Here is a 20,079-nt window from a genome sequence, read left to right as displayed (position 1 = left end):
CGTTCAAAGCGCGTCCCTCACCTCTTTCGCATCCGCCATCGCGAAGAATGCGCCGCCGGACTCGATTCCGAACATCGGATGACCATCGACCATCCGCTCTTCCCCCATGTCAACCAGATCGTAGTAGAGCGGACGGGTGACCTTGGCCCAGAGATCGGCGCGGACATGCAGATAGGGCATGAGCCCGCCGTCATTGCCCGGCTCGAAACGAAGGCCGTGCGCGGCGTCGCAATCGACCCAGTCGTCGACATTGGTGCGGAACCTGAGCAGCCGCCCGCGCGCGTCCCCATCCTTTTGCATCTCGACCGCAAGGAAGGGCGCATCGTCGACGCGGATGCCGACCTTCTCCACCGGCGTCACCAGGAAATGCTTGCCGTCTTCGCGTTTCAGGATGGTGGAGAACAGCCGCACCAGCGCCGGCCGGCCAATCGGTGTTCCCATATAGTACCATGTGCCGTCGCCGCCGATTCGTATATCGATATCGCCGCAGAACGGCGGATTCCATAAATCCACGGGTGGAAGGCCCTTGCCGCCGGCCGGATTTGTTTTCGCGGCATTAGTGGCCGCGGCGGTCAATCCTTCGAGGCCCTGACGGCTTGTTTGCCCTTCGTTCGCCATGGTTTGCCTTAAGGTTGAGAGCTTCAATCTGGCACGATTGGTGCAGGTTTCTTACGTACATCTTTCAGATGTGCGTAGGTATGCCGTTCTCGCCACATCGTGATGGCGTTCATACCCTGAAAAGCCGCTAAGGTGGGGATAGTTTAATTCAACGAATACATGGCCTTCGCTTATGCTTAGCTTGGGGCCCATGGCGTGACGATGTGAAGGTTGCGCCGTCGATAGGAGCACGGAATGGCTGGTGCAGACAGTGTCGAAAAACTGGAAGACGTGATCGTCCGCTCGGCCGAGCAGGTTGCCGGCCAGATCCGTACGGCGAAAGAGGCGATTTCCACGGTTATTTTCGGCCAGGACCGGGTGATCGAGAATACCTTGGTGACGATCCTTTCCGGCGGGCATGCGCTGCTGATCGGGGTTCCCGGCCTTGCCAAGACCAAGCTCGTGGAGACGCTCGGCATCACGCTCGGCCTCGACACGAAGCGCATCCAGTTCACCCCGGACCTGATGCCGTCGGATATCCTCGGCGCGGAGGTGCTGGACGAGAGCAACACGGGCAAGCGCTCGTTCCGCTTTATCGCAGGTCCGGTATTCGCGCAGCTTCTGATGGCGGATGAGATCAACCGCGCCAGCCCGCGCACCCAATCGGCGCTGCTGCAAGCCATGCAGGAGCAGCACATCACGGTTGCAGGCGCCCGCCATGACCTTCCCAAGCCATTCCATGTGCTGGCGACGCAGAACCCGCTGGAACAGGAAGGCACCTATCCGCTGCCCGAAGCGCAACTCGACCGTTTCCTGATGGAGATCGATGTCGACTACCCCGACCGTGAGGCCGAACGTCGCATCCTGTTCGAAACCACCGGCGCGGAAGAAACGCTGGCGAAGGCTGCGATGAACGCGGAACTGCTGCTCAGCGCGCAACGACTGGTGCGAAGGCTGCCGGTCGGCGATTCCGTCGTCGACGCCATCCTGTCGCTGGTGCGCGCCGCGCGGCCCAACCCGGAAGGCGAGAAGCTGATCGCCTGGGGACCGGGCCCGCGCGCCAGCCAGGCCTTGATGCTCGCCGTCCGCGCCCGCGCCCTGCTCGACGGGCGGCTCGCGCCCTCGATCGACGACGTGCTCGATCTCGCCGAACCCGTGCTCAAGCACCGCATGGCGCTGACGTTCACTGCGCGCGCCGAAGGCCGCACCATTCCTGACGTGATCAAGCAATTGAAGACGCGGATCGCTTGATGGCCGCGGAGAACAAGCGCCTGGACGAGGAGATCCTCGCAGTCCGACGTGCCGATGGCGAAAGCCGATCGCTCGCCGCGTCGCTGCCGCGCCTGGTGCTCGAGGCCCGCCGCATTGCCAACAACGTCATCCATGGCTTGCACGGCCGCCGCCGCGCAGGCGCCGGCGAGAGCTTCTGGCAATATCGCCGCTTCGTCTCCGGCGAGCCGTCGCAGAATGTCGACTGGCGGCGCTCGGCGCGCGACGATCATCTTTACGTCCGCGAGCAGGAGTGGGAGGCGGCGCACACTGTCTGGATCTGGCCCGACCGCTCGCCGTCGATGGCGTTCGCGTCCAAGCAGGCGCGCGATTCCAAGCTCGAGCGCGGCCTGATCGTCGCCTTTGCGCTGGCCGAGTTATTGGTCGCCGGCGGCGAACGCGTCGGCATTCCCGGCCTGATGAACCCGACCGCGAGCCGCACGGTCATCGACAAGATGGCGCAGGCGATGCTGCATGACGATGCGACCCGGGCCAGCCTGCCGCCGTCCTTTGTGCCGTCGGCGCTTTCCGAGATCGTGGTGCTGTCGGACTTCTGGTCACCCATTTCGGAAATCCGAACCACGCTCGCCGGGCTGTCGGCCTCGGGCGCGCACGGCACGGTGATCCAGGTCGTCGATCCCGCCGAGGAAACCTTCCCCTATTCCGGCCGCGTTGAATTCGTCGAACCCGAAGCGGGCACTGCGATTACCGCGGGCCGCGCCGAGAGCTGGGCCAGCGACTATGTCGCGCGCGTCGCGCTGCATCGTGACGAGATCCGCGCCGAGACCAACCGGCTCGACTGGTTGTTCTCGACCCATACCACCAGCCGTTCCGCGGCGGAGCTGCTATTGTTCCTGCATAACGGCATGACGGTGAGCAAGGCCAGCGTACGGTCCACCGTCAAAGTGGGGCTCGGCGCATGATCGCAGGCCTGCCGCTGTCCTTTGCCGAACCGATGCTGCTGCTCGGCCTTCTGAGCCTGCCGGCCCTTTGGTGGCTGCTCCGCGTGATGCCGCCACGGCCGCGGCGTATCGAATTTCCGCCGACCAGATTGCTGTTCGACATCCAGCCCAGGGAAGAAACGCCCTCGCGCACGCCATGGTGGCTGACGCTGCTGCGCCTCCTCGCCGCCGCGCTCGTCATCTTCGCCGCGGCCGGGCCGATCTGGAATCCGCAGACCGGGCTTGCATCCTCCAAGGCGCCGCTCGTGATCCTGCTCGACGACGGCTGGAGCTCGGCCTCGAGCTGGGACGCCCGGATCAGGGCCGCCGACGAACTGATCGCCAGTGCGGACAATGACCGCCGCGGCATAGCGCTGGTGCCGCTGTCGGAGCCCGCGCGCGACATCACGCTGATGCCGGCCGGCACCGCGCGCGTCGCGCTACGGCAGCTCGCGCCGAAGCCCTATTCGATCGACCGCGTCGACACGCTGCCGGTGATCGATCGGTTCCTGAAAGCCACCGGCGATGCCGAGATCGCCTGGCTGTCCGACGGCGTCGACACCGGGCGCGGCACAGAATTCACCGAAGGGCTCGGCAAGCTGGTCGAAAACCGCACGCTGACGATCTACGAGGGCGGTGCGCCGTCCGCGCAGGCGCTCGTTGCCGCCGAGAACGCCGCGGCCAAGATGACCGTGAAGGTCCTGCGCACCGAGACCGGCATCACTTCCGGGACGGTTCGCGCGCTGGATGCCAAGGGCTCGCCGATCGGCGAGGCGCGCTACGCCTTCGCGCCGCAGGATCGCGAGACCGAGGCATCGTTCGATCTCCCGGTCGAACTGCGCAACGACATCGCCCGGCTGGAGATATCAGGCGAGCGCTCCGCCGGCGCGGTGCAGCTCCTCGACAAGAGGTGGCGGCGCCGTGCGGTCGGCGTCGTCTCCGGCGCGACCAACGACACCGCGCAGCCGCTGCTCGCCTCGACCTTCTACCTTTCCCGCGCATTGTCGCCATTCGCCGATGTGCGTCTTGGCGACCGCGGCGCGCCTCAGCAGGCGATCGCCCAATTCCTCGACCAGCGGCTGCCGATGATCGTGATGGCCGATGTCGGCACGCTGTCGCCGGATATCCGCGAGCGGCTGAATGCCTGGATCGACCAGGGCGGCGTGCTGGTGCGTTTCGCCGGCCCACGGCTGGCGCAAGCCGATGACGATCTAGTGCCGGTGAAGCTGCGCCGCGGTGGCCGCGTCCTCGGCGGCAGCCTGACCTGGGAGAAGCCACAGCATCTAGCGTCGTTCACGGCCGAGGGCCCGTTCGCCGGTCTTCCAGTGCCGAAGGACGTTACCGTGAGCCGGCAGGTGCTGGCCGAGCCGGATGCCGTGCTCGCCACCAAGAGCTGGGCGTCGCTGGAAGACGGCACGCCGCTCGTCACCGGCGAGCATCGCGGCAAGGGCGTGGTCAGCCTGTTCCACGTCGGCGCGGACTCGCGCTGGTCGGACCTGCCGATGTCCGGCACTTTCGTCGAGATGCTGCGGCGGCTGGTCGACATGTCCGGCTACACCTCGACGCCTGGTGCTGGAGTGGCCGGCGAAGCCAAGGCCGAGACCGTGGCGCCGCTCCGCACGCTGGATGGCTTTGGCGCGTTCGGTCCGCCGCCGTCGACCGCCAAACCAATGCTGGCCGACTATCGCGACCGCGCGACACCGGATCACCCGCCCGGCCTCTACGGCCCGGCTGACGCCCCGATCGCCGTCAACACGCTGGCGACCGCCGACCGCATCGCCCCGCTCGACACGTCTGCCCTGCGTGCACGGCGGGCGAGCTACACCAATGCCGAGCCACGCGACCTCCGCGGCATCCTGCTGTCATCGGCGCTCGGCCTGTTCCTGCTCGATGCCATCGTGGTGGCCATGCTCGGCGCCGGCCTTGCCGCGCTGTGGCGGCGGCGCGCGGCACCTGCGGCGCTGGCGCTCGCCTTCCTGCTGGCATCGATGGCGCCGTCCGCCACGCGCGCCGAGAACAGCGACGACTTCGCCATGAAGGCGGTTTCGCAGACGCGGCTCGCTTATGTCGTCACCGGCAATGCCGACGTCGACTCCATCGTGAAAGCCGGCATGTCCGGGCTGACACTGTTCCTGGCGCAACGCACCGCGCTGGAAGCCGGCGATCCCGTCGGCGTCGACCCCGCGCGCGACGAACTCGCCTTCTTCCCGCTGATCTACTGGCCGATCGCGCCCGGCGCGCCAAAGCCTCCGCAGGACGCGATCAACAAGATCGACGCCTATATGAAGCAGGGCGGCACCGTGCTGTTCGACACCCGCGACGCCGTCGAGGTGCCGCCCGGCGACAATGGCGGCTCGCAGACGCCGGGCATGCAGGCGCTGCGCGAGATCCTGTCCTCGCTCGACGTGCCCGAGCTCGAGCCGGTGCCGCGTGAGCACGTGCTGACCAAGACGTTCTACCTGTTGCGCGACTTCCCCGGCCGCTTCACTTCGGGCCAGACCTGGGTCGAGACATTGCCGCGCGAAGACGATGACGAGGCCGCACAGCGTCCCGCCCGCGGCGGCGACGGCGTCTCGCCGATCATCATCACCTCCAACGATCTCGCCGGCGCCTGGGCGATCCGGCCCGACGGCCAGGCGATGTTGCCGCTCACCCCCGGCGAGCCGCGCCAGCGCGAATTCGCCTTCCGCGCCGGCGTCAACATCGTGATGTATACGCTGACCGGCAACTACAAGGCCGACCAGGTGCACGCGCCGGCCCTGATCGAGCGGCTGGGACAATGATGCGCATGATACGCTGGGACATTCACCACGCACACGCCGTCATGGCCGGGCTTGTCCCGGCCATCCACGCCTCGCCACTCGGCACGAAGAACGTGGATGCCCGGGACAAGCCCGGGCATGACGATGCGGATAGGTTCGCATTATGAATTACGGCATTGCCTTCACGCCGCTGGTGCCCTCGCTCGTGCTGTGGATCGGGCTTGCGGCGATCGTCGTCATGGCGGCACTGCTCCTGCTGTCGCGCACGCGCGGCGCATGGATACGCGTCGCGGCGCTGGCGCTCATTTTGCTCGCGCTTGCCAACCCCTCCTTCACCCGCGAGGACCGTGAACCCTTATCCTCGGTCGCCGCCGTCGTGATCGACAAGAGCCCGAGCCAGAATTTCGGCACGCGCAACCAGGAGACCGCGAAGGCGCAGGAGGCCTTGGTCGACAGCCTGAAGAAGATCAAGGGCCTGGAAGTGCGCGTCGTCGACGCCGGCCAGGCCGACGGCGAGACCGACGGCACCAAGCTGTTCGGCGCATTGTCCTCCGCATTGTCGGACGTTCCGGTCGACCGTGTCGCCGGTGCCTTCCTGATCACCGACGGCCGTGTGCACGACATCCCGGCCAATGCCGCCGGCCTCGGCTTCCAGGCGCCGGTGCACGCGTTGATCACCGGACGCAAGGACGAGCGTGATCGACGGATTGCAATTTCGGCCGCGCCGCGCTTCGGCATCGTCGGCCAGACCCAGACCATCACCTACCGGCTCGACGACCAGGGCGTGACCGGCCAGAGCGCCAGGATCACCGTGCGCCGCGACGGCGAGGTGATCAACGAGCGTACGCTGCAGAGCGGCCAGACCGCCAATGTCGACATCGATATCAAGCATGCCGGACCCAATATCGTCGAGATCGAGGCATCTCCGCTCGACAATGAACTGACGCTGGTCAACAACCGCGCGGTGGTTGCGATTGACGGCGTGCGCGACAAGCTGCGTGTGCTGCTCGTCTCGGGTGAGCCGCATTCCGGCGAGCGCACCTGGCGTAACCTGCTGAAGTCCGACGCCAGCGTCGACCTCGTGCATTTCACCATTTTGCGTCCGCCGGAAAAGCAGGACGGCACGCCGATCAATGAATTGTCGCTGATCGCGTTTCCGACCCGCGAGCTGTTCCAGCAGAAGATCAACGAGTTCCAGCTCATCATCTTCGACCGCTATGCCCGCCAGGGCGTGCTGCCGATCGCCTATTTCGACAATATCGCGCGCTACGTCCGCGCGGGGGGCGCGGTGCTGGTCTCCGCCGGTCCGGACTATGCATCCACCACCAGCATCTGGCGTACGCCGCTCGACTCGGTACTCCCGGCCGAACCCGTCGGCGTCACCGAGAAGCCGTTCTATGCACATCTCTCCGACGCCGGAAAGCGCCACCCGGTGACGCGCGGGCTGGAAGGCTCGAACAGCGAGCCGCCGCATTGGAGCCGCTTCTTCCGTACCGTCGACACGCGCAACGCCATCGGTCAGCCCGTGATGACCGGCGCCGACGGCAAGCCTCTGCTGCTGCTGTCGCGCTTCGGCGAGGGCCGCGTCGCGCTACTGCTCTCCGACCACATCTGGCTGTGGGCGCGCGGCTATGAGGGCGGCGGTCCGCATCTCGACCTGCTCAGGCGGATGTCGCACTGGCTGATGAAGCAGCCCGATCTGGACGAGGAAGCGTTGCGGCTGCAGCTCCAGGGCCGCGATCTCTCCGTGGTGCGCCAGACCATGGGCGACAGCGTCCCGCCGGTCACCGTGACCTCGCCAAGCGGCGCCACGCGCGAGATGACGCTGACCCAGGGCGAGCCGGGCGAATGGAAGGCGACGCTGCCCGCCAACGAGCTCGGCCTGTGGCAGGCGACCGACGGCACGCTGAAGGCGCTGGTCAATGTCGGTCCGACCAACCCGAAGGAATTCTCGGAAGTGACCTCCACGACCGAGATGCTGAAGCCGCTGGCGCAGGCAACAGGCGGCGACGCCCGCCGCGTGGTCGACGGCAGCAGCCTCGACATGCCCCGCATCGTGCCGGTCCGTGCGTCGAGCGTGTTCCGCGGCGAGGGCTGGATGGGCGTCAGGATGCGCGACGCCAGCGTCGTCAAGGGCGTCGGCGTGCTGCCGATGTTCGCAGGGCTGATTGGCCTGTTGCTGCTGCTCGGCGCCTTCGCCGCGACGTGGCTCCGCGAGGGGCGGTAGGCGAAATCGGCCACGGTCTCCCCTCATCCCGAGGAGCCGCGAAGCGGCGTCTCGAGGGATGGGCTCCGAGTGAGATCAGGGCCTCATGTTCGAGACGGCGCTATGCGCCTCCTCGCCATGAGGGTCTATCGTCCGCGCCGTTGCAACAATCACACAGCCTCAACTGATCGCGCGACGCTCGCCCGAGCCGCGGTTGACACCGCCATCTCCTTCCGATGTTATAATGTAACATCGGGCCGGTCAGGGTAGGCCGTCCCCCGGGGGTGGGCATAGATTCGTGAAGTGGATTCGAAAACACGTCAAACTTGGCGCGCGGCTGGCGCTGTTCGCGCTCGCCGTCCAGTTTGTGCTGTCGTTCGGCCACTTCCATCCGGCGCAGGCCGCTCCCGCTCTCCAGACCGCGACATCGCAGACCGACTTCCTTCGTGCTGCGGACCTCGTGGTCACGGACGCGGCGAGCCTGTCCGCGCCCCAGCAACAATCTCCGCACCAGGATAACCATCAGCAGCCCGCCGACGGCTGCGCCATCTGCGCCGTCATCACGATGGCGCACGGTATGCTGTTCGCAACGTCTCCGGTGCTGTTGCTGCCGCAGGCGATCGAACTTCTCCAGCTCACCACCGAAGCCGGCTTCGCCTATCTCGGCACCGCCCATCGAGCGTTCCAGTCGCGCGCGCCACCCCTCTCCTGATCGATTGACCGAACCGCCTTCGCACGCCCGCTGCTCAAGCGAGATGCGAAGCACATCGCAATCGGGTCCGTCGGCTCGGCCGACGACATCAGGATCAGGAAAATGGGATTCAAGAAAAAACGAGCCTTCCACATCGGTGGAGCGAGCTGGCTGGTACTATGTGCGCTCGGCAGCGGCGCGATCGCTCAGGATGCACCCGCAGCGGCGCCGGCAACGCAACTGCCTGACATCAACGTGACGGCACCAAGTCCGATCGTGCGGCGCCACCGGGCCGTTGCTCCGGCGCGCGCCCCCGTTCGCGCCGCGCGCAGCACGCCCGGCCGCAATCGCGAGCGCGTAGCCCAACAACCGCAGCCCGCGCCGGCCGCGCCGCCAGCGCCACAGCAAGGGGTGCTGCAGGTCGTGACCGATCAGTTCGCAACGGTCACCGTGGTGCCGAACGAGGAAATTCGCCGCGAGGGCACCGCACAGCTCGGTGACCTCCTGTTTTCCAAACCGGGCATCACCGGCTCAACCTTTGCGCCGGGCGCTTCGAGCCGGCCGATTATCCGAGGTCTCGACGTCAATCGCGTTGGGATCATCGAGAACGGCAATAACGCCGGCGGCGCCTCGGATCTCGGTGAGGATCATTACGTGCCGGTTGATCCGCTCGCCACCAACCAGGTCGAGGTCATTCGTGGTCCGGCGGCGATGCGTTACGGCTCGACTTCGATCGGAGGCATCGTCAGCGCGACCAACAACCGCATTCCGGACGCCCTTCCCTCATGCGCGGCCCCGCCGTTCCAAACCTACGGCCTGCCGGCGAAAGCGCCGCTGGCCGGCGCGCCTTCGTCACCTTGCGTGAACGTCGAGACGCGAACAGCGGTGAACTCCGCCGACCGTGGCGTCGACGGCGGCATCCTGCTCGATACCGGCGCAGGCAATTTCGCTTTTCACGCCGACGCCTTTGGTCGCAAGGCCGGCGATTACGACATCCCGAGCTATCCCTACTTGTTCGACCACTCAAGACCGGTGAACTACCGCCAGCCGAACTCGGCCATGCAGGCGGATGGTGCCTCGATCGGCGGCTCGTATATCTTCAATGGCGGCTTCATCGGCGCCGCAATCACCCAAAACGATACACTTTATCACATCCCTGGTATCGACGGCGCCGACCATCAGACCCGGATCGACGCACATCAGACCAAGATCACCATGAAAGGCGAATACCGGCCGGATGCCGCGGCCATCGACGCAATCCGTCTCTGGGCCGGCGCGACCGACTACAGACACAACGAGCTTGGGCTGGCGGATCCAGCCAATCCCTTCAGCGACGGCGTACGCCAGACCTTCACCAACAAGGAGCAGGAGGCCCGCGTCGAGGTTCAGTTGATGCCGTTCAACGCGCGCTTTGCCGAGGTGACCACCGCGTTCGGCCTGCAGGGCGGCCACCAGGAATTGACCGCTCCGAGCCCGGACGATCCCGGTTCGCTATTCAACGGCCTGTGGAATCCGAACAACAACAACCGTATCGCCGGCTACGTCTTCAACGAGTTCAAATTCTCCGAGACGACCAAAGCGCAGATCGCCGGCCGTATCGAGCATGTCGAGTTGCACGGCTCGACGCCGAATTTCCCACCCGACTTCCTGCCCGACGGCAATCCGCAGTTCAACATCGCCCGCAATCCGTCCTTTACGCCGAAAAGCGGCAGCATCGGGTTGATCCAGAACCTGCCCTACGATCTCGTCGGCAGCATCACCGCGCAATATGTCGAGCGCGCGCCCAAACCCGCCGAACTGTTTTCGCGCGGGCCGCATGACGCCACCGCCACCTTCGATATCGGCAATCCAAACCTGACGATCGAGACCGCGAAATCGGTCGAGATTGGCCTGCGCAAGGCGACCGGGCCGTTCCGTTTCGAGGCGACCGCCTACTACACCCATTTCGACAATTTCATCTTTCGCCGGCTCACCGGCGTGATGTGTGACGGGGACTTCAATTCCTGCGGCGCGCCCGACGGTGAATTGAACCAGGCGGTCTATTCCCAGCGCAACGCCACCTTCCGCGGCGGCGAGTTCCAGAGCCAGCTCGATATCGGGCCGCTCTATAGCGGCATCTGGGGCATCGAGAACCAGTTCGACATCGTCCGCGCCACATTCAGCGACGGCACCAACGTGCCACGCATCCCGCCGATGCGCCTCGGCGGCGGCGTCTATTGGCGCGACGCCAACTGGTTCATGCGGGTCAACCTGCTGCACGCGTTTGCACAGAACGACGTCGCTCCGATCGCGGAGACGCCGACGGCGGGCTACAACCTGCTAAAGGCGGAGGTCAGCTACAACACCAAGCTCGACCAGTCCTGGATCGGCGCACGCGAGATGACGGTCGGCCTCGTCGGCAACAACCTGCTCAACGAGAACATCCGCAACTCCGTCTCCTATACCAAGGACCAGGTGCTGCTGCCCGGCATTGGCGTCAGGGCCTTTGCGAACCTGAAGTTCTGAGCCGGTTCCTTCTCCCTCTTTCGCTTGCTGCGGAAGAGGGAGAGCACGGTGACTTCCTCTACCGTGCCTTGCTCCAATCGGGGCCGATCGGACCGGAAACGTCGGCGAAGGCGCCCTCCACCAGTTCGGCCACCAGCAGGCGGTTGTAATCGACCGGGCCGGGCATGGTCGCCCTGCCCTTCGGGACCACCTTGAAGCCGACGCGGCTGTAGTAAGGCTCGTCGCCGACCAGGATCACGAGGCGGTGCCCTTTGGCCTTGGCATCGGAGAGCGCGCGGTCGAGCAGCGCGCGGCCGACGCCGCGGTCACGAAAAGGCGGCTCCACGGTCAATGGGCCCAGCATCAACGCCGGCGTGTCGCCGATCATGACGGGCAGTTGCCTGACCGAACCGACCAGGAGCGTGCCGATGCGCGCGGTGAAGGACAGATCGAGCAGATGGTCGACATGTTCGCGCAGCCGATAGGCGCTAAGCACGAAACGGCCCGGCCCGAACGTGCGTTCATGCAGGCGTTCGATCGCCTGGGCGTCGTTCGGCGTTTCCGGCAGGATGGTCAGCGACAAATCACTCATGGTGATGCGCGGGATAGCACCTGGATCGGGCGCGGTCCATCGCCCGCGTCATTTCTTGTTAATAGCCGGCTGGGACAGGTAGGCGAGCAGTTTCATCTCGCGGCGGCCGCGCGTCACCGTGTCAAGCACCAGCCCTGATGAGACCGACAGCATCGCCACGATCATGAGGCCGGTCGACAGCACCGCCGTCGGCAGCCGCGGCACGATGCCCTCTTCGATGAACGTGATGACGATCGGGATCGCCAGCACGATCGAGATCAGCGCGAGGACCACGCCGATGCCGGTGAAAAACCGCAGCGGCTTCTCTGAACGGTAAAGCCTCAGGATGGTTCCGAGAATCCGAAACCCGTCGCGCCAGGTGTTCAGCTTGCTGACCGATCCCTCCGGCCGGGCATAATAGGGCGTCTCGATCTCGCCGACCGGCAATGCCAATTCCAGCGCATGGACGCTGAGCTCGGTCTCGATCTCGAAACCGTCCGACAGCACCGGAAAGGACTTGACGAAGCGGCGCGAGAACACCCGATAGCCGGACAGGATGTCGCGGAATGCGTGGCCAAACACGGCGGACAGGAAGCCGGTCAACATCCGGTTGCCGGTGCGGTGGCCTCTTCTGTAGGCGGCGGCGGATTGATCGATCCGGACGCCGACCACCATGTCGAGATGATCGTTCACCAGCGTCTCGATCATGCGCGAGGCGCTCGGCGCGTCATAGGTCGCATCGCCATCGACCAGAACATAGATGTCCGCATCGACGTCTGCGAACATCCGCCGCACCACATGTCCTTTGCCTTGGCGCCGCTCGCTGCGGACCTCTGCACCCGAGGCACGCGCGATCTCGGCGGTGCGGTCGCGCGAGTTGTTGTCATAGACGAAGATCTGCGCCTCCGGCAGCGCCTTGCGGAAATCGGCAACCACAGTGCCGATCGCCGCTTCCTCGTTGAAACACGGCACAAGCACCGCGACGCGCAATGCGGACGCCGCCATCGCCACCGTCGCTGACCGAGCCATGACGTCCTCGCTCACCATCAGGCACTCGCTTTTTGCGGCACGCCAAAATCATCCGCGAGCTTCGGCGCCCAATGATCCAGGGTAGCGAATAACAACGTCCACAATGACAGCATGACAATCGGGATCACGTAATAGGGCGTGAAGACGGGATGGCTCATGAAGAAGATCAGATTGATGACGAGGTTAAGCGCGACCACGGCGACAATCTGTCGTGTCGCCACGCGCCCCCCTGACCGCCACAGCGCCACCACCCAGGCGATCGCAATCAGCAGCAGCGGGAATTGCGCATCTCGCACATATTGCAGCAGGACGGACGCATCCAATGCCGGCGGCACCGCGTCGACACCGCCATAGGTGGTCGAGAACGGGCTTCCCGCATTGATCGCATTCGCGATCAGTGTCGGTGCCATGCCGATCAGGAACGCGATGCCGAACGAAAGACCTTGCCAAAAGGTGTTCATGTTCCGTGCGCGCAGGAAGGCGATAAGGAAGAACACCGCATAGCCTGCCGACAGAAACAGGTTCGGCAGACGGAAATTGACGGAAAGGCCGATCAACAAGCCGACCGACGCGGCAAGCAGGATGCGACGTGCGCCGCTACTCGCAAACAGCCGCGCGGTCAGGAATCCGGTCAGCGCGCAGACGATCATGGTCGGCGCCACGGAATAGCTTGCCTTGCTCGGGTTGATCATCAAATAGAGCGCCACGATACCGAACAGGCCGGCGAGCACGACAGCGGAACGCGTGGCAGCGCGGGCCAGGGCAAGCAGCGCGACGGCGAAAATCGCGATCGACGCGGCGGCATAGAGCGGAGTCACCTGGAAGCCCGACGGAAACAGCGCGAGCACAAAGCCGGTGCCCGGCGGATATTGCAGCACGACCTTGTTCAACGCCGCCGTCAAGGTGTGGCACGGCCAGCGCGCGGGATCGCCCGGATCCGGGAAGTGGATCTCCTGGAGTTTGCGCAGCGTGTAGCCGTCGTCATCCCTGACGACGTTCGTGTCCAGGCCGCTGGCGCCGAACCGCTGGAACAGATGCGCCTGGCGGAGGTAGCAGATGTCATCGTAGACGCCGCGGCTTTCGTTCCATTTCGAGATTGTCCAGATGTTGCTGATCAGGATCAGCAGCAACACGACGCCGAAGGCGGTTTTCAATTGTTTCATCCGGCCCCTGTCGCGGCGTTCCATCTTCAAGGTTGGGTCTTCTAGCACAAGCCGTCGCTAGCGCCATGTGGCGATCGGCGCCCCGCCATCGAGCACTTCGGCGATCCGCAGGCGGGTACCGGGCGTGGTGTCGGCGGGCAATGCCGCCGGATCGAAGAAACCGGTGTCCACGATCTCATGGTTCGGCTCCGGCAGGCGGTCCTGGCGGTACTGCCTGATGACGTAGACCGCGACATGGTCGCGGCGGGAGACGTGGCTGTTGAGGAAGACACCGTGCAGCACCGGGGCGCCCACAAGCTCGATGCGCCCCTCCTCCTCGAGCTCACGCCGCAGCGCTTCCATCAGCGTCTCGCCGACCTCGACGCCTCCGCCCGGCAGATACCAGCCGCTGACATAGCTGTGCTTGACCAGGAACACCTTGTTCTCGTGGTTAAGCACGACCGCACGCACGCCGAGCGTCATGCCGCGTGCCAGCCGAAAATAGAGATGGAACACCCGCCTGAGCTGCGGCTCGTAGCGCTTGCGCAAATCCATCAGGAACGTCACGAAAACCTCGACTGGAACGACAACGACGTTTGATCCTTGCGCGGAAGCCGCCCGCTTGCCAATAGAATGCGGACCATCAGGGAATAACCATGCCGCGGCTGTATATCACGGACAGGCCAACAGGGACGGAATGATGGCGGCGTTTCGGTTGGCGCATCTGTCCGATCCGCATCTGCCGCCGCTGCCGGTGGCGCGGCTGCGCGACCTCGCAGGCAAGCGCGCCTTCGGCTATCTGAACTGGACCCGCAACCGGCACAAATACCATCGGCGCGAGGTGCTGGATGCGCTGGTGGCGGACTTGCAGGGGCAACATCCGGATCACATTGCGATTACCGGCGATCTCGTCAATCTGGCGCTGGAGACGGAGTTCAAGCCGGCGCGCGCCTGGCTCGAGAGCGTCGGCCCGCCGGATCGCGTGACCGTCGTTCCCGGCAATCACGACGCCTATGTGCGGGCGACGCGGCATCGCTTCGCCACGACCTTCGCCGACTATCTGCGCGGCGATGGCGCAGATGGCGCCGCATTGTTTCCGTTCCTGCGCCGGCGCGGTCCGGTGGCCCTGATCGGGACATCCTCCGCGGTGCCGACGCCGCCCTTGATGGCGACCGGATGGCTCGGCCACGCGCAGCTCGCGGCGCTCGAGCGGATGCTGGCGGAGTTGTCGACCGAAGGTGCCTTCCGCGTGCTGCTGGTTCATCATCCCCTGCATTCGGATGCGCGCGTCAAGCGGCTCACCGACTCGCACAAGCTGCTCGATCTCATCAAGCGATACGGCGTGGAATTGATCCTGCACGGCCACGACCACATCCATTCCACGATGTGGTTCGACGGCCCCAGCGGCAAGATCCCGGCGATCGGCGTGCCCTCGGCTTCGGCGCTGCCGCGCCATCACTATCCGGCGGCGGCGTATAATCTGTTTTCGATCGAGCGCGACGGCAATGCCTGGCGCTGCGAGCAAGTGGTGCGCGGGATCGGCGACGATTTGCGCGTCGGGCGTCTGAGCGACACGCGGCTGGTGTGACGCTGCTAGAGATTGCCCAGGCTCGCGAACAGCGCGAGGCCGAACAGCGCGAGCGCGCCGAGGATGAAGCCGAGCAGGAACATCCCGAACCCGCGGCGGCGCCGCGGCTTCTCGGCGGGCACGGGCTCCGCCACCTTCGCCGTCGCCACCATCGCATGCTCGCGCTCGATTATGCGGCGGGCAACATAGTCGGTGACGGCATCGACGATGACAGGCACATCATGCGATTCGGCGAGCACGATGCGGCCGAAGCGAGTGTCCTGCACGAAGCGGTAGACCCGCTTGTCGCGTCCCATCACGACATGGGCAACGACATCGATCCACAGCCGTGGCGTCTCACCCTGGCTGATGCCGCGGTCGAACAGATCGACCTTTTCCGGCACCTGCGCAAACAAGGGATCAAGCGCCTCGTTCAAGATTTCCAGCCGCGCGACCTCGGCATCGCGCAGTTCGACGACGACGCCAGTGCGGTCCGCAGCCTCGATCCGCGCCTTGCGCAAGGCTTCGCGCAGCGTCGGCCGCATCTCGCTGGCGGCATTGCCGGTATTCTGGGCGTCCGACATCCCTTGCGGCCTCGTCCTGACGGGTTCTACGCCTATTAACCTATCAGTAACCGTTACGTCCGCAAAGGCCGTTGGTTCCCAAGGGGTTATCGCGCGACTTATCCCCAAGGGGCCCCAAAGGGGCGTCCCGAAATCAGACAGCCCCACCCGGAAATCCGGATGGGGCCGTCCGTCCTTGGACGTCTTCTTCTACGCTTGACCGTCGGCAGCCTCAGGCGGGGACACGGGAGGGCTCCTCCACGATGGAGAAGCGTACGCCGGCCTTGTGGCGGTTCTCTTCCGACACTTCGCGCCAGCAGTCCTCCGCTTCCTTGCGGGTTTTGAACGGACCTTTGACCTGGGCCGAGCCTTCGACGAGCTTATGGAAGTTCATCGAGCCGAACTCACCGCCGATCACCCAGAAATTGCTGCCTGTGGTCATGATAGTCTCCTGATCGATTCAACCGTTAGCCGAACTGGTTCATCGTGTTGTGGACGCCGCCCGCCTTCAGAGCGGCCTCGCCCGCGAAATATTCCTTGTGATCGTCGCCGATATCCGAGCCGGCCATGTTCTGATGCTTGACGCAGGCGATACCCTGACGGATCTCCTGGCGCTGAACGTTCTTCACGTACCCAAGCATGCCCTGCTCGCCGAAATACTCCCTTGCGAGATTATCCGTCGACAGAGCTGCCGTGTGATAGGTCGGCAACGTGATCAGATGATGGAAGATGCCGGCACGCTTGGCTGAATCGGCCTGGAAGGTGCGGATGCGCTCGTCGGCTTCGATTGCCAGCGGCGTGTCGTCGTATTCCGCCTTCATCAGCTCGGCACGGTTGTACTTGCTGACGTCCTTGCCGGCTTCCTTCATCGCATCGTAGACCTGCCAACGGAAGTTGAGCGTCCAGTTGAACGACGGCGAGTTGTTGTAGGCCAGCTTCGCGTTCGGGACCACCTTGCGGATCCGATCGACCATCTTGGCGATCTGCTCGATATGCGGCTTCTCGGTCTCGATCCACAGCAGATCGGCGCCGTTCTGCAACGAGGTGATGCAGTCCAGCACGCAGCGGTCTTCGCCGGTGCCGGGGCGGAACTGATAGAGATTGCTGGGCAGCCGCTTCGGACGCATCATCTTGCCGTTCTGGTTGATGATGACATCGCCGTTCCGAGCGTTGGCGGCCGTCACTTCCTCGCAATCCAGGAAGCTGTTGTACTGGTCGCCGATATCGCCGGGCTTGTGGCTCACGGCGATCTGTTGCGTGAGGCCGGCGCCGAGCGAGTCGGTGCGGGTCACGACGATGCCGTCTTCGACGCCGAGCTCAAGGAAGGCGTGACGGCAGGCGCGGATCTTCGCCAGGAAGACCTCATGCGGCACGGTGACCTTGCCGTCCTGGTGGCCGCACTGCTTCTCGTCCGAGACCTGGTTTTCGATCTGCAGGGCGCAGGCGCCCGCTTCGATCATCTTCTTGGCGAGCAGGTAGGTCGCTTCCGCGTTGCCGAAGCCGGCATCGATGTCGGCGATGACGGGCACGACGTGGGTCTGGAAGTTGTCGATCTTCTCGATCAGCGCCTTTTCCTTGGCCTTGTCGCCTTCCTTGCGGGCGGCGTCGAGCGCGCGGAAGATATCGTTCAGCTCGCGGGAGTCCGCTTGACGCAGGAAGGTGTAGAGCTCCTCGATCAGGGCCGGCACCGAGGTCTTCTCGTGCATCGACTGGTCGGGCAGCGGTCCGAACTCGGAGCGGAGCGCGGCGATCATCCAGCCGGACAGGTACAGATAACGGCGATCGGTCGTGCCGAAATGCTTCTTCACCGAAATCAGCTTCTGCTGGGCGATGAAGCCGTGCCAGCAACCCAGCGACTGAGTGTACTTGGTGGGGTCGCCGTCATAGGCGGCCATGTCGGCGCGCATCAGCGCCGCGGTGTAGCGGGCGATATCGAGGCCGGTCTTGAAGCGGTTCTGCAGCCGCATGCGCGCCACGGCCTCGGCGGTCACACCGTTCCACGTGTCCTTGGTCTTGAGGAGTGCTTCGGCGGCTTCAATCTCGCTCAGATAGGAAGCCGGTCCCTGGATAGCCCGGTCGCTGATCCCACGTGGCTGGTAGTTCATGTCCGTGATCCTTGTCTTTGCCGTTCGTACTTCGATCGACATTCGTGACAGTGCGTTGCGAAATGCGTGTCAGGAGCTAAACGCGAAGCGGTTGAATTAGTACAGATACCTTGCATTCGAATGGTGATATCGTGTAACATCTGTTCTTGTGTGAAATGTCATTTTGTAAATTTTGTAATAAATAGTTCAGGAACGCTGCCATGCCTGCCGAGCCCGGAAAAAAGCTGTTTGTCGGCCCACGCTTCCGCCGGATCCGGCAGCAATTGGGGCTGTCGCAGACCCAGATCGCCGAGGGACTCGGCATTTCCCCGAGCTACGTCAACCTGATCGAGCGCAACCAGCGCCCGGTGACGGCCCAGATCCTGCTCCGCCTGGCGGAGACCTACGACCTCGACCTGCGCGATCTTGCGACCGCCGACGAGGATCGCTTCTTCGCCGAGCTCAACGAGATCTTCTCCGATCCGTTGTTCCGCCAGATCGACGTTCCCAAGCAGGAACTGCGTGACCTCGCCGAACTCTGCCCCGGCGTGACCCACGCGCTGCAGCGGCTCTATGCCGCCTATACCGAGGCGCGCCGCGGCGAGACCTTGGTCGCCGCCCAGATGGCCGACCGCAACGAAGGCGCCCGCTTCGAGGCCAATCCGATCGAGCGCGTGCGCGACCTGATCGAGGCCAACCGCAACTATTTCCCCGAACTCGAGACCGCGGCAGAGAATTTGCGCGACGAAATGAACGTGGCGGCCGACGGGCTGTTCGCCGCGCTCTCGGCACGGTTGCGCGAAAAACATTCGATCGTGACCCGGATCATGCCCGTTGACGTGATGCGCGAAACGCTGCGGCGCTTCGACCGCCATCGCCGGCAGCTTCTGATCTCCGAGCTGGTCGACACGCCGAGCCGCACCTTCCAGCTCGCGCTGCAGATCGGGCTCGCCGAATGCGGAGCAAGCATCGATTCCATCGCCGGTCGCGGCGGGCCGCTCGACGATGCGGCGCGGCGGCTCTACCGCATCACGCTCGCGAACTATTTCGCCGCCGCCGTGATGATGCCCTACCAGCCCTTCCTTAGCGCCGCGGAGGCGCTGAGCTATGACGTGCATGTGCTGGCGCAGCGCTTCAACGCCGGCTTCGAGCAGATCTGCCATCGCCTCACCACGCTGCAGCGGCCGAACGCGCGCGGCGTCCCGTTCTTCATGCTGCGCGTCGACAATGCCGGCAACGTGTCCAAGCGCTTCTCCTCCGGCACGTTTCCGTTCTCGAAATTCGGCGGCACCTGCCCGCTGTGGAACGTGCATTCGACTTTCGACACCCCGGACCGCCTGCTCAAGCAGGTGATCGAGCTCCCCGACGGCACGCGCTATTTCTCGATCGCGCAGATGGTGCGCCGGCCGATCGCCCCGCATCCGCTGCCGCAGCCGCGCTTTGCCATCAGCCTTGGCTGCGAGATCCGCCACGCCTCGCGCCTCGTCTACGCCGCCGGTATGGACCTCGAAAAGGCCGAGGGCACGCCGATCGGCGTCAACTGCCGCCTCTGCGAGCGCGAGAACTGCGCCCAGCGCGCCGAGCCGCCGATCACGCGCACGCTGATCCTGGACGAGAACACGCGGCGGGTGAGTTCGTTCGCCTTTTCGAATGCGCGGGAGTTGTGAGAGGCCGTAGGGTGGGCAAAGGCGCCCCTGCGCCGTGCCCACCATCCAGCGCCGCGCTCGGGATGGTGGGCACGCTTCGCTTTGCCCACCCTATAGGTCTCACGTTGTGTCGCGCGCTCTCCTCCGCCGTCAGGGTCGGATTTGAATGTCAAACAGCGTGAGGGATGCGAGTTCGCGTTCTCGCGGCGCGTTGCGTCCGAGTTTTGCTTCACTTTCCACCCTCCTCGATATCAGAGGGCGCAGGGAAAGCCGGGTGCCGGTCGCACCCATGGGTCCCGTGCAACAAAAAGCACGGGGGTAGGACCACAGGTTCAACCGAAGCATTCCGGCTTTCCCTGCGCGATGGTTTACGGCTTACTTCGTGCTCTCCCCGGTGACCGCTATCCGATTCACACATTTTTGAGCCTCAAAGTGGTGCCGTATTTGATGCGACGGAAGGCTTCGAGGCCCAGGCGCATCACCTTTGGACCAGGCTTTCCATAGTAGGCGGTCCATCCTCCAAGCCG

Annotated in this window: 16 protein-coding genes; 8 read left to right on the top strand and 8 right to left on the bottom strand. The window is 64.8% G+C overall.

Going from position 1 to position 20,079, the window contains the following annotated elements; translation table 11 throughout:
- Positions 1 to 3: 3 nt before the first annotated feature.
- Positions 4 to 618, bottom strand: a complete 615-nt coding sequence (locus ACZIRK_RS37400) for a DUF1285 domain-containing protein (protein WP_130228182.1) — start codon at positions 616 to 618, stop codon at positions 4 to 6.
- A 234-nt stretch (positions 619 to 852) separates the two neighbouring features.
- Between ACZIRK_RS37400 and ACZIRK_RS37395 the strand changes: the two genes are divergently transcribed.
- The 6 genes from ACZIRK_RS37395 (at position 853) to ACZIRK_RS37370 (ending at position 10,971) form a co-directional block, all read left to right on the top strand.
- Positions 853 to 1,848 (top strand): AAA family ATPase, encoded by a 996-nt coding sequence (locus ACZIRK_RS37395; RefSeq protein WP_028167466.1) that lies wholly within the window; start codon positions 853 to 855, stop codon positions 1,846 to 1,848.
- The gene (locus ACZIRK_RS37390) at positions 1,848 to 2,789 is read left to right on the top strand and encodes a DUF58 domain-containing protein (RefSeq protein ID WP_028167467.1); all 942 of its coding nucleotides are present in this window, start codon (positions 1,848 to 1,850) and stop codon (positions 2,787 to 2,789) included. Before ACZIRK_RS37395 ends, ACZIRK_RS37390 begins: the two co-directional genes overlap by 1 nt.
- Positions 2,786 to 5,590, top strand: a complete 2,805-nt coding sequence (locus tag ACZIRK_RS37385; RefSeq protein ID WP_474419223.1) for a DUF4159 domain-containing protein — start codon at positions 2,786 to 2,788, stop codon at positions 5,588 to 5,590. The genes ACZIRK_RS37390 and ACZIRK_RS37385 overlap by 4 nt, the downstream gene beginning before the upstream one ends.
- Positions 5,591 to 5,732: 142 nt before the next feature.
- Positions 5,733 to 7,796, top strand: a complete 2,064-nt coding sequence (locus ACZIRK_RS37380; protein WP_130228181.1) for a hypothetical protein — start codon at positions 5,733 to 5,735, stop codon at positions 7,794 to 7,796.
- Between the two features lie 277 nt (positions 7,797 to 8,073).
- A complete protein-coding gene (locus ACZIRK_RS37375; RefSeq protein ID WP_130228180.1) occupies positions 8,074 to 8,487 on the top strand; it encodes a DUF2946 family protein in 414 nt (137 codons plus the stop codon).
- A 102-nt stretch (positions 8,488 to 8,589) separates the two neighbouring features.
- The gene (locus ACZIRK_RS37370) at positions 8,590 to 10,971 is read left to right on the top strand and encodes a TonB-dependent receptor (RefSeq protein ID WP_474419222.1); all 2,382 of its coding nucleotides are present in this window, start codon (positions 8,590 to 8,592) and stop codon (positions 10,969 to 10,971) included.
- Between the two features lie 58 nt (positions 10,972 to 11,029).
- On the opposite strand, the gene ACZIRK_RS37365 is transcribed toward ACZIRK_RS37370, so the two are convergent.
- The 4 genes from ACZIRK_RS37365 to ACZIRK_RS37350 are packed head-to-tail and all read right to left on the bottom strand — an operon-like array spanning position 11,030 to position 14,247.
- Positions 11,030 to 11,542, bottom strand: a complete 513-nt coding sequence (locus tag ACZIRK_RS37365; RefSeq protein WP_028167472.1) for a GNAT family N-acetyltransferase — start codon at positions 11,540 to 11,542, stop codon at positions 11,030 to 11,032.
- Between the two features lie 48 nt (positions 11,543 to 11,590).
- Positions 11,591 to 12,550: a glycosyltransferase family 2 protein gene (locus ACZIRK_RS37360; RefSeq protein WP_474419221.1), complete on the bottom strand. Its 960-nt coding sequence runs from the start codon at positions 12,548 to 12,550 to the stop codon at positions 11,591 to 11,593.
- 17 nt (positions 12,551 to 12,567) lie between these two features.
- On the bottom strand, positions 12,568 to 13,713 hold the full coding sequence (locus tag ACZIRK_RS37355; RefSeq protein ID WP_130231165.1) for a hypothetical protein: 1,146 nt from the start codon (positions 13,711 to 13,713) through the stop codon (positions 12,568 to 12,570).
- Positions 13,714 to 13,770: 57 nt separating this feature from the next.
- Positions 13,771 to 14,247, bottom strand: coding sequence for an NUDIX domain-containing protein (locus ACZIRK_RS37350; RefSeq protein WP_035691794.1), 477 nt, complete (start codon positions 14,245 to 14,247; stop codon positions 13,771 to 13,773).
- 145 nt (positions 14,248 to 14,392) lie between these two features.
- Between ACZIRK_RS37350 and ACZIRK_RS37345 the strand changes: the two genes are divergently transcribed.
- Positions 14,393 to 15,280, top strand: coding sequence for a metallophosphoesterase family protein (locus ACZIRK_RS37345; protein ID WP_208821660.1), 888 nt, complete (start codon positions 14,393 to 14,395; stop codon positions 15,278 to 15,280).
- 5 nt (positions 15,281 to 15,285) lie between these two features.
- Here ACZIRK_RS37345 and ACZIRK_RS37340 read toward each other — a convergent pair whose 3' ends face one another.
- From ACZIRK_RS37340 to ACZIRK_RS37330, 3 genes are all read right to left on the bottom strand, one after another.
- A complete protein-coding gene (locus tag ACZIRK_RS37340; protein WP_130231161.1) occupies positions 15,286 to 15,843 on the bottom strand; it encodes a hypothetical protein in 558 nt (185 codons plus the stop codon).
- Positions 15,844 to 16,054: 211 nt separating this feature from the next.
- Positions 16,055 to 16,264, bottom strand: coding sequence for a DUF4170 domain-containing protein (locus ACZIRK_RS37335; protein ID WP_028167478.1), 210 nt, complete (start codon positions 16,262 to 16,264; stop codon positions 16,055 to 16,057).
- 25 nt (positions 16,265 to 16,289) lie between these two features.
- Positions 16,290 to 17,927 (bottom strand): isocitrate lyase, encoded by a 1,638-nt coding sequence (locus tag ACZIRK_RS37330; RefSeq protein WP_130231663.1) that lies wholly within the window; start codon positions 17,925 to 17,927, stop codon positions 16,290 to 16,292.
- A 200-nt stretch (positions 17,928 to 18,127) separates the two neighbouring features.
- Here ACZIRK_RS37330 and ACZIRK_RS37325 point away from each other — a divergent pair, with 200 nt between their 5' ends.
- Positions 18,128 to 19,573 carry a helix-turn-helix domain-containing protein gene (locus tag ACZIRK_RS37325; RefSeq protein ID WP_130231665.1) on the top strand — a complete coding sequence of 482 codons (1,446 nt, stop codon included), beginning with the start codon at positions 18,128 to 18,130 and terminating at the stop codon, positions 19,571 to 19,573.
- The last annotated feature ends 506 nt before the right edge of the window (positions 19,574 to 20,079 follow it).

This window comes from Bradyrhizobium sp. Leo114, assembly GCF_055229415.2.
Note: the sequence above shows the minus strand (reverse complement) of the source record. Positions and strands in the feature narration are given on the sequence as shown.

Excerpts from the sequence above, each read along its gene's own strand:
- ACZIRK_RS37345 (WP_208821660.1), top strand. The coding sequence starts at position 14,393 with ATGGCGGCGTTTCGGTTGGCGCATCTGTCCGATCCGCATCTGCCGCCG.
- ACZIRK_RS37360 (WP_474419221.1), bottom strand. The coding sequence starts at position 12,550 with ATGGCTCGGTCAGCGACGGTGGCGATGGCGGCGTCCGCATTGCGCGTC.
- ACZIRK_RS37355 (WP_130231165.1), bottom strand. The coding sequence starts at position 13,713 with ATGAAACAATTGAAAACCGCCTTCGGCGTCGTGTTGCTGCTGATCCTG.
- ACZIRK_RS37330 (WP_130231663.1), bottom strand. The coding sequence starts at position 17,927 with ATGAACTACCAGCCACGTGGGATCAGCGACCGGGCTATCCAGGGACCG.
- ACZIRK_RS37350 (WP_035691794.1), bottom strand. The coding sequence starts at position 14,247 with ATGGATTTGCGCAAGCGCTACGAGCCGCAGCTCAGGCGGGTGTTCCAT.
- ACZIRK_RS37385 (WP_474419223.1), top strand. The coding sequence starts at position 2,786 with ATGATCGCAGGCCTGCCGCTGTCCTTTGCCGAACCGATGCTGCTGCTC.
- ACZIRK_RS37325 (WP_130231665.1), top strand. The coding sequence starts at position 18,128 with ATGCCTGCCGAGCCCGGAAAAAAGCTGTTTGTCGGCCCACGCTTCCGC.
- ACZIRK_RS37370 (WP_474419222.1), top strand. The coding sequence starts at position 8,590 with ATGGGATTCAAGAAAAAACGAGCCTTCCACATCGGTGGAGCGAGCTGG.
- ACZIRK_RS37365 (WP_028167472.1), bottom strand. The coding sequence starts at position 11,542 with ATGAGTGATTTGTCGCTGACCATCCTGCCGGAAACGCCGAACGACGCC.
- ACZIRK_RS37335 (WP_028167478.1), bottom strand. The coding sequence starts at position 16,264 with ATGACCACAGGCAGCAATTTCTGGGTGATCGGCGGTGAGTTCGGCTCG.
- ACZIRK_RS37380 (WP_130228181.1), top strand. The coding sequence starts at position 5,733 with ATGAATTACGGCATTGCCTTCACGCCGCTGGTGCCCTCGCTCGTGCTG.
- ACZIRK_RS37395 (WP_028167466.1), top strand. The coding sequence starts at position 853 with ATGGCTGGTGCAGACAGTGTCGAAAAACTGGAAGACGTGATCGTCCGC.
- ACZIRK_RS37400 (WP_130228182.1), bottom strand. The coding sequence starts at position 618 with ATGGCGAACGAAGGGCAAACAAGCCGTCAGGGCCTCGAAGGATTGACC.
- ACZIRK_RS37390 (WP_028167467.1), top strand. The coding sequence starts at position 1,848 with ATGGCCGCGGAGAACAAGCGCCTGGACGAGGAGATCCTCGCAGTCCGA.
- ACZIRK_RS37340 (WP_130231161.1), bottom strand. The coding sequence starts at position 15,843 with ATGTCGGACGCCCAGAATACCGGCAATGCCGCCAGCGAGATGCGGCCG.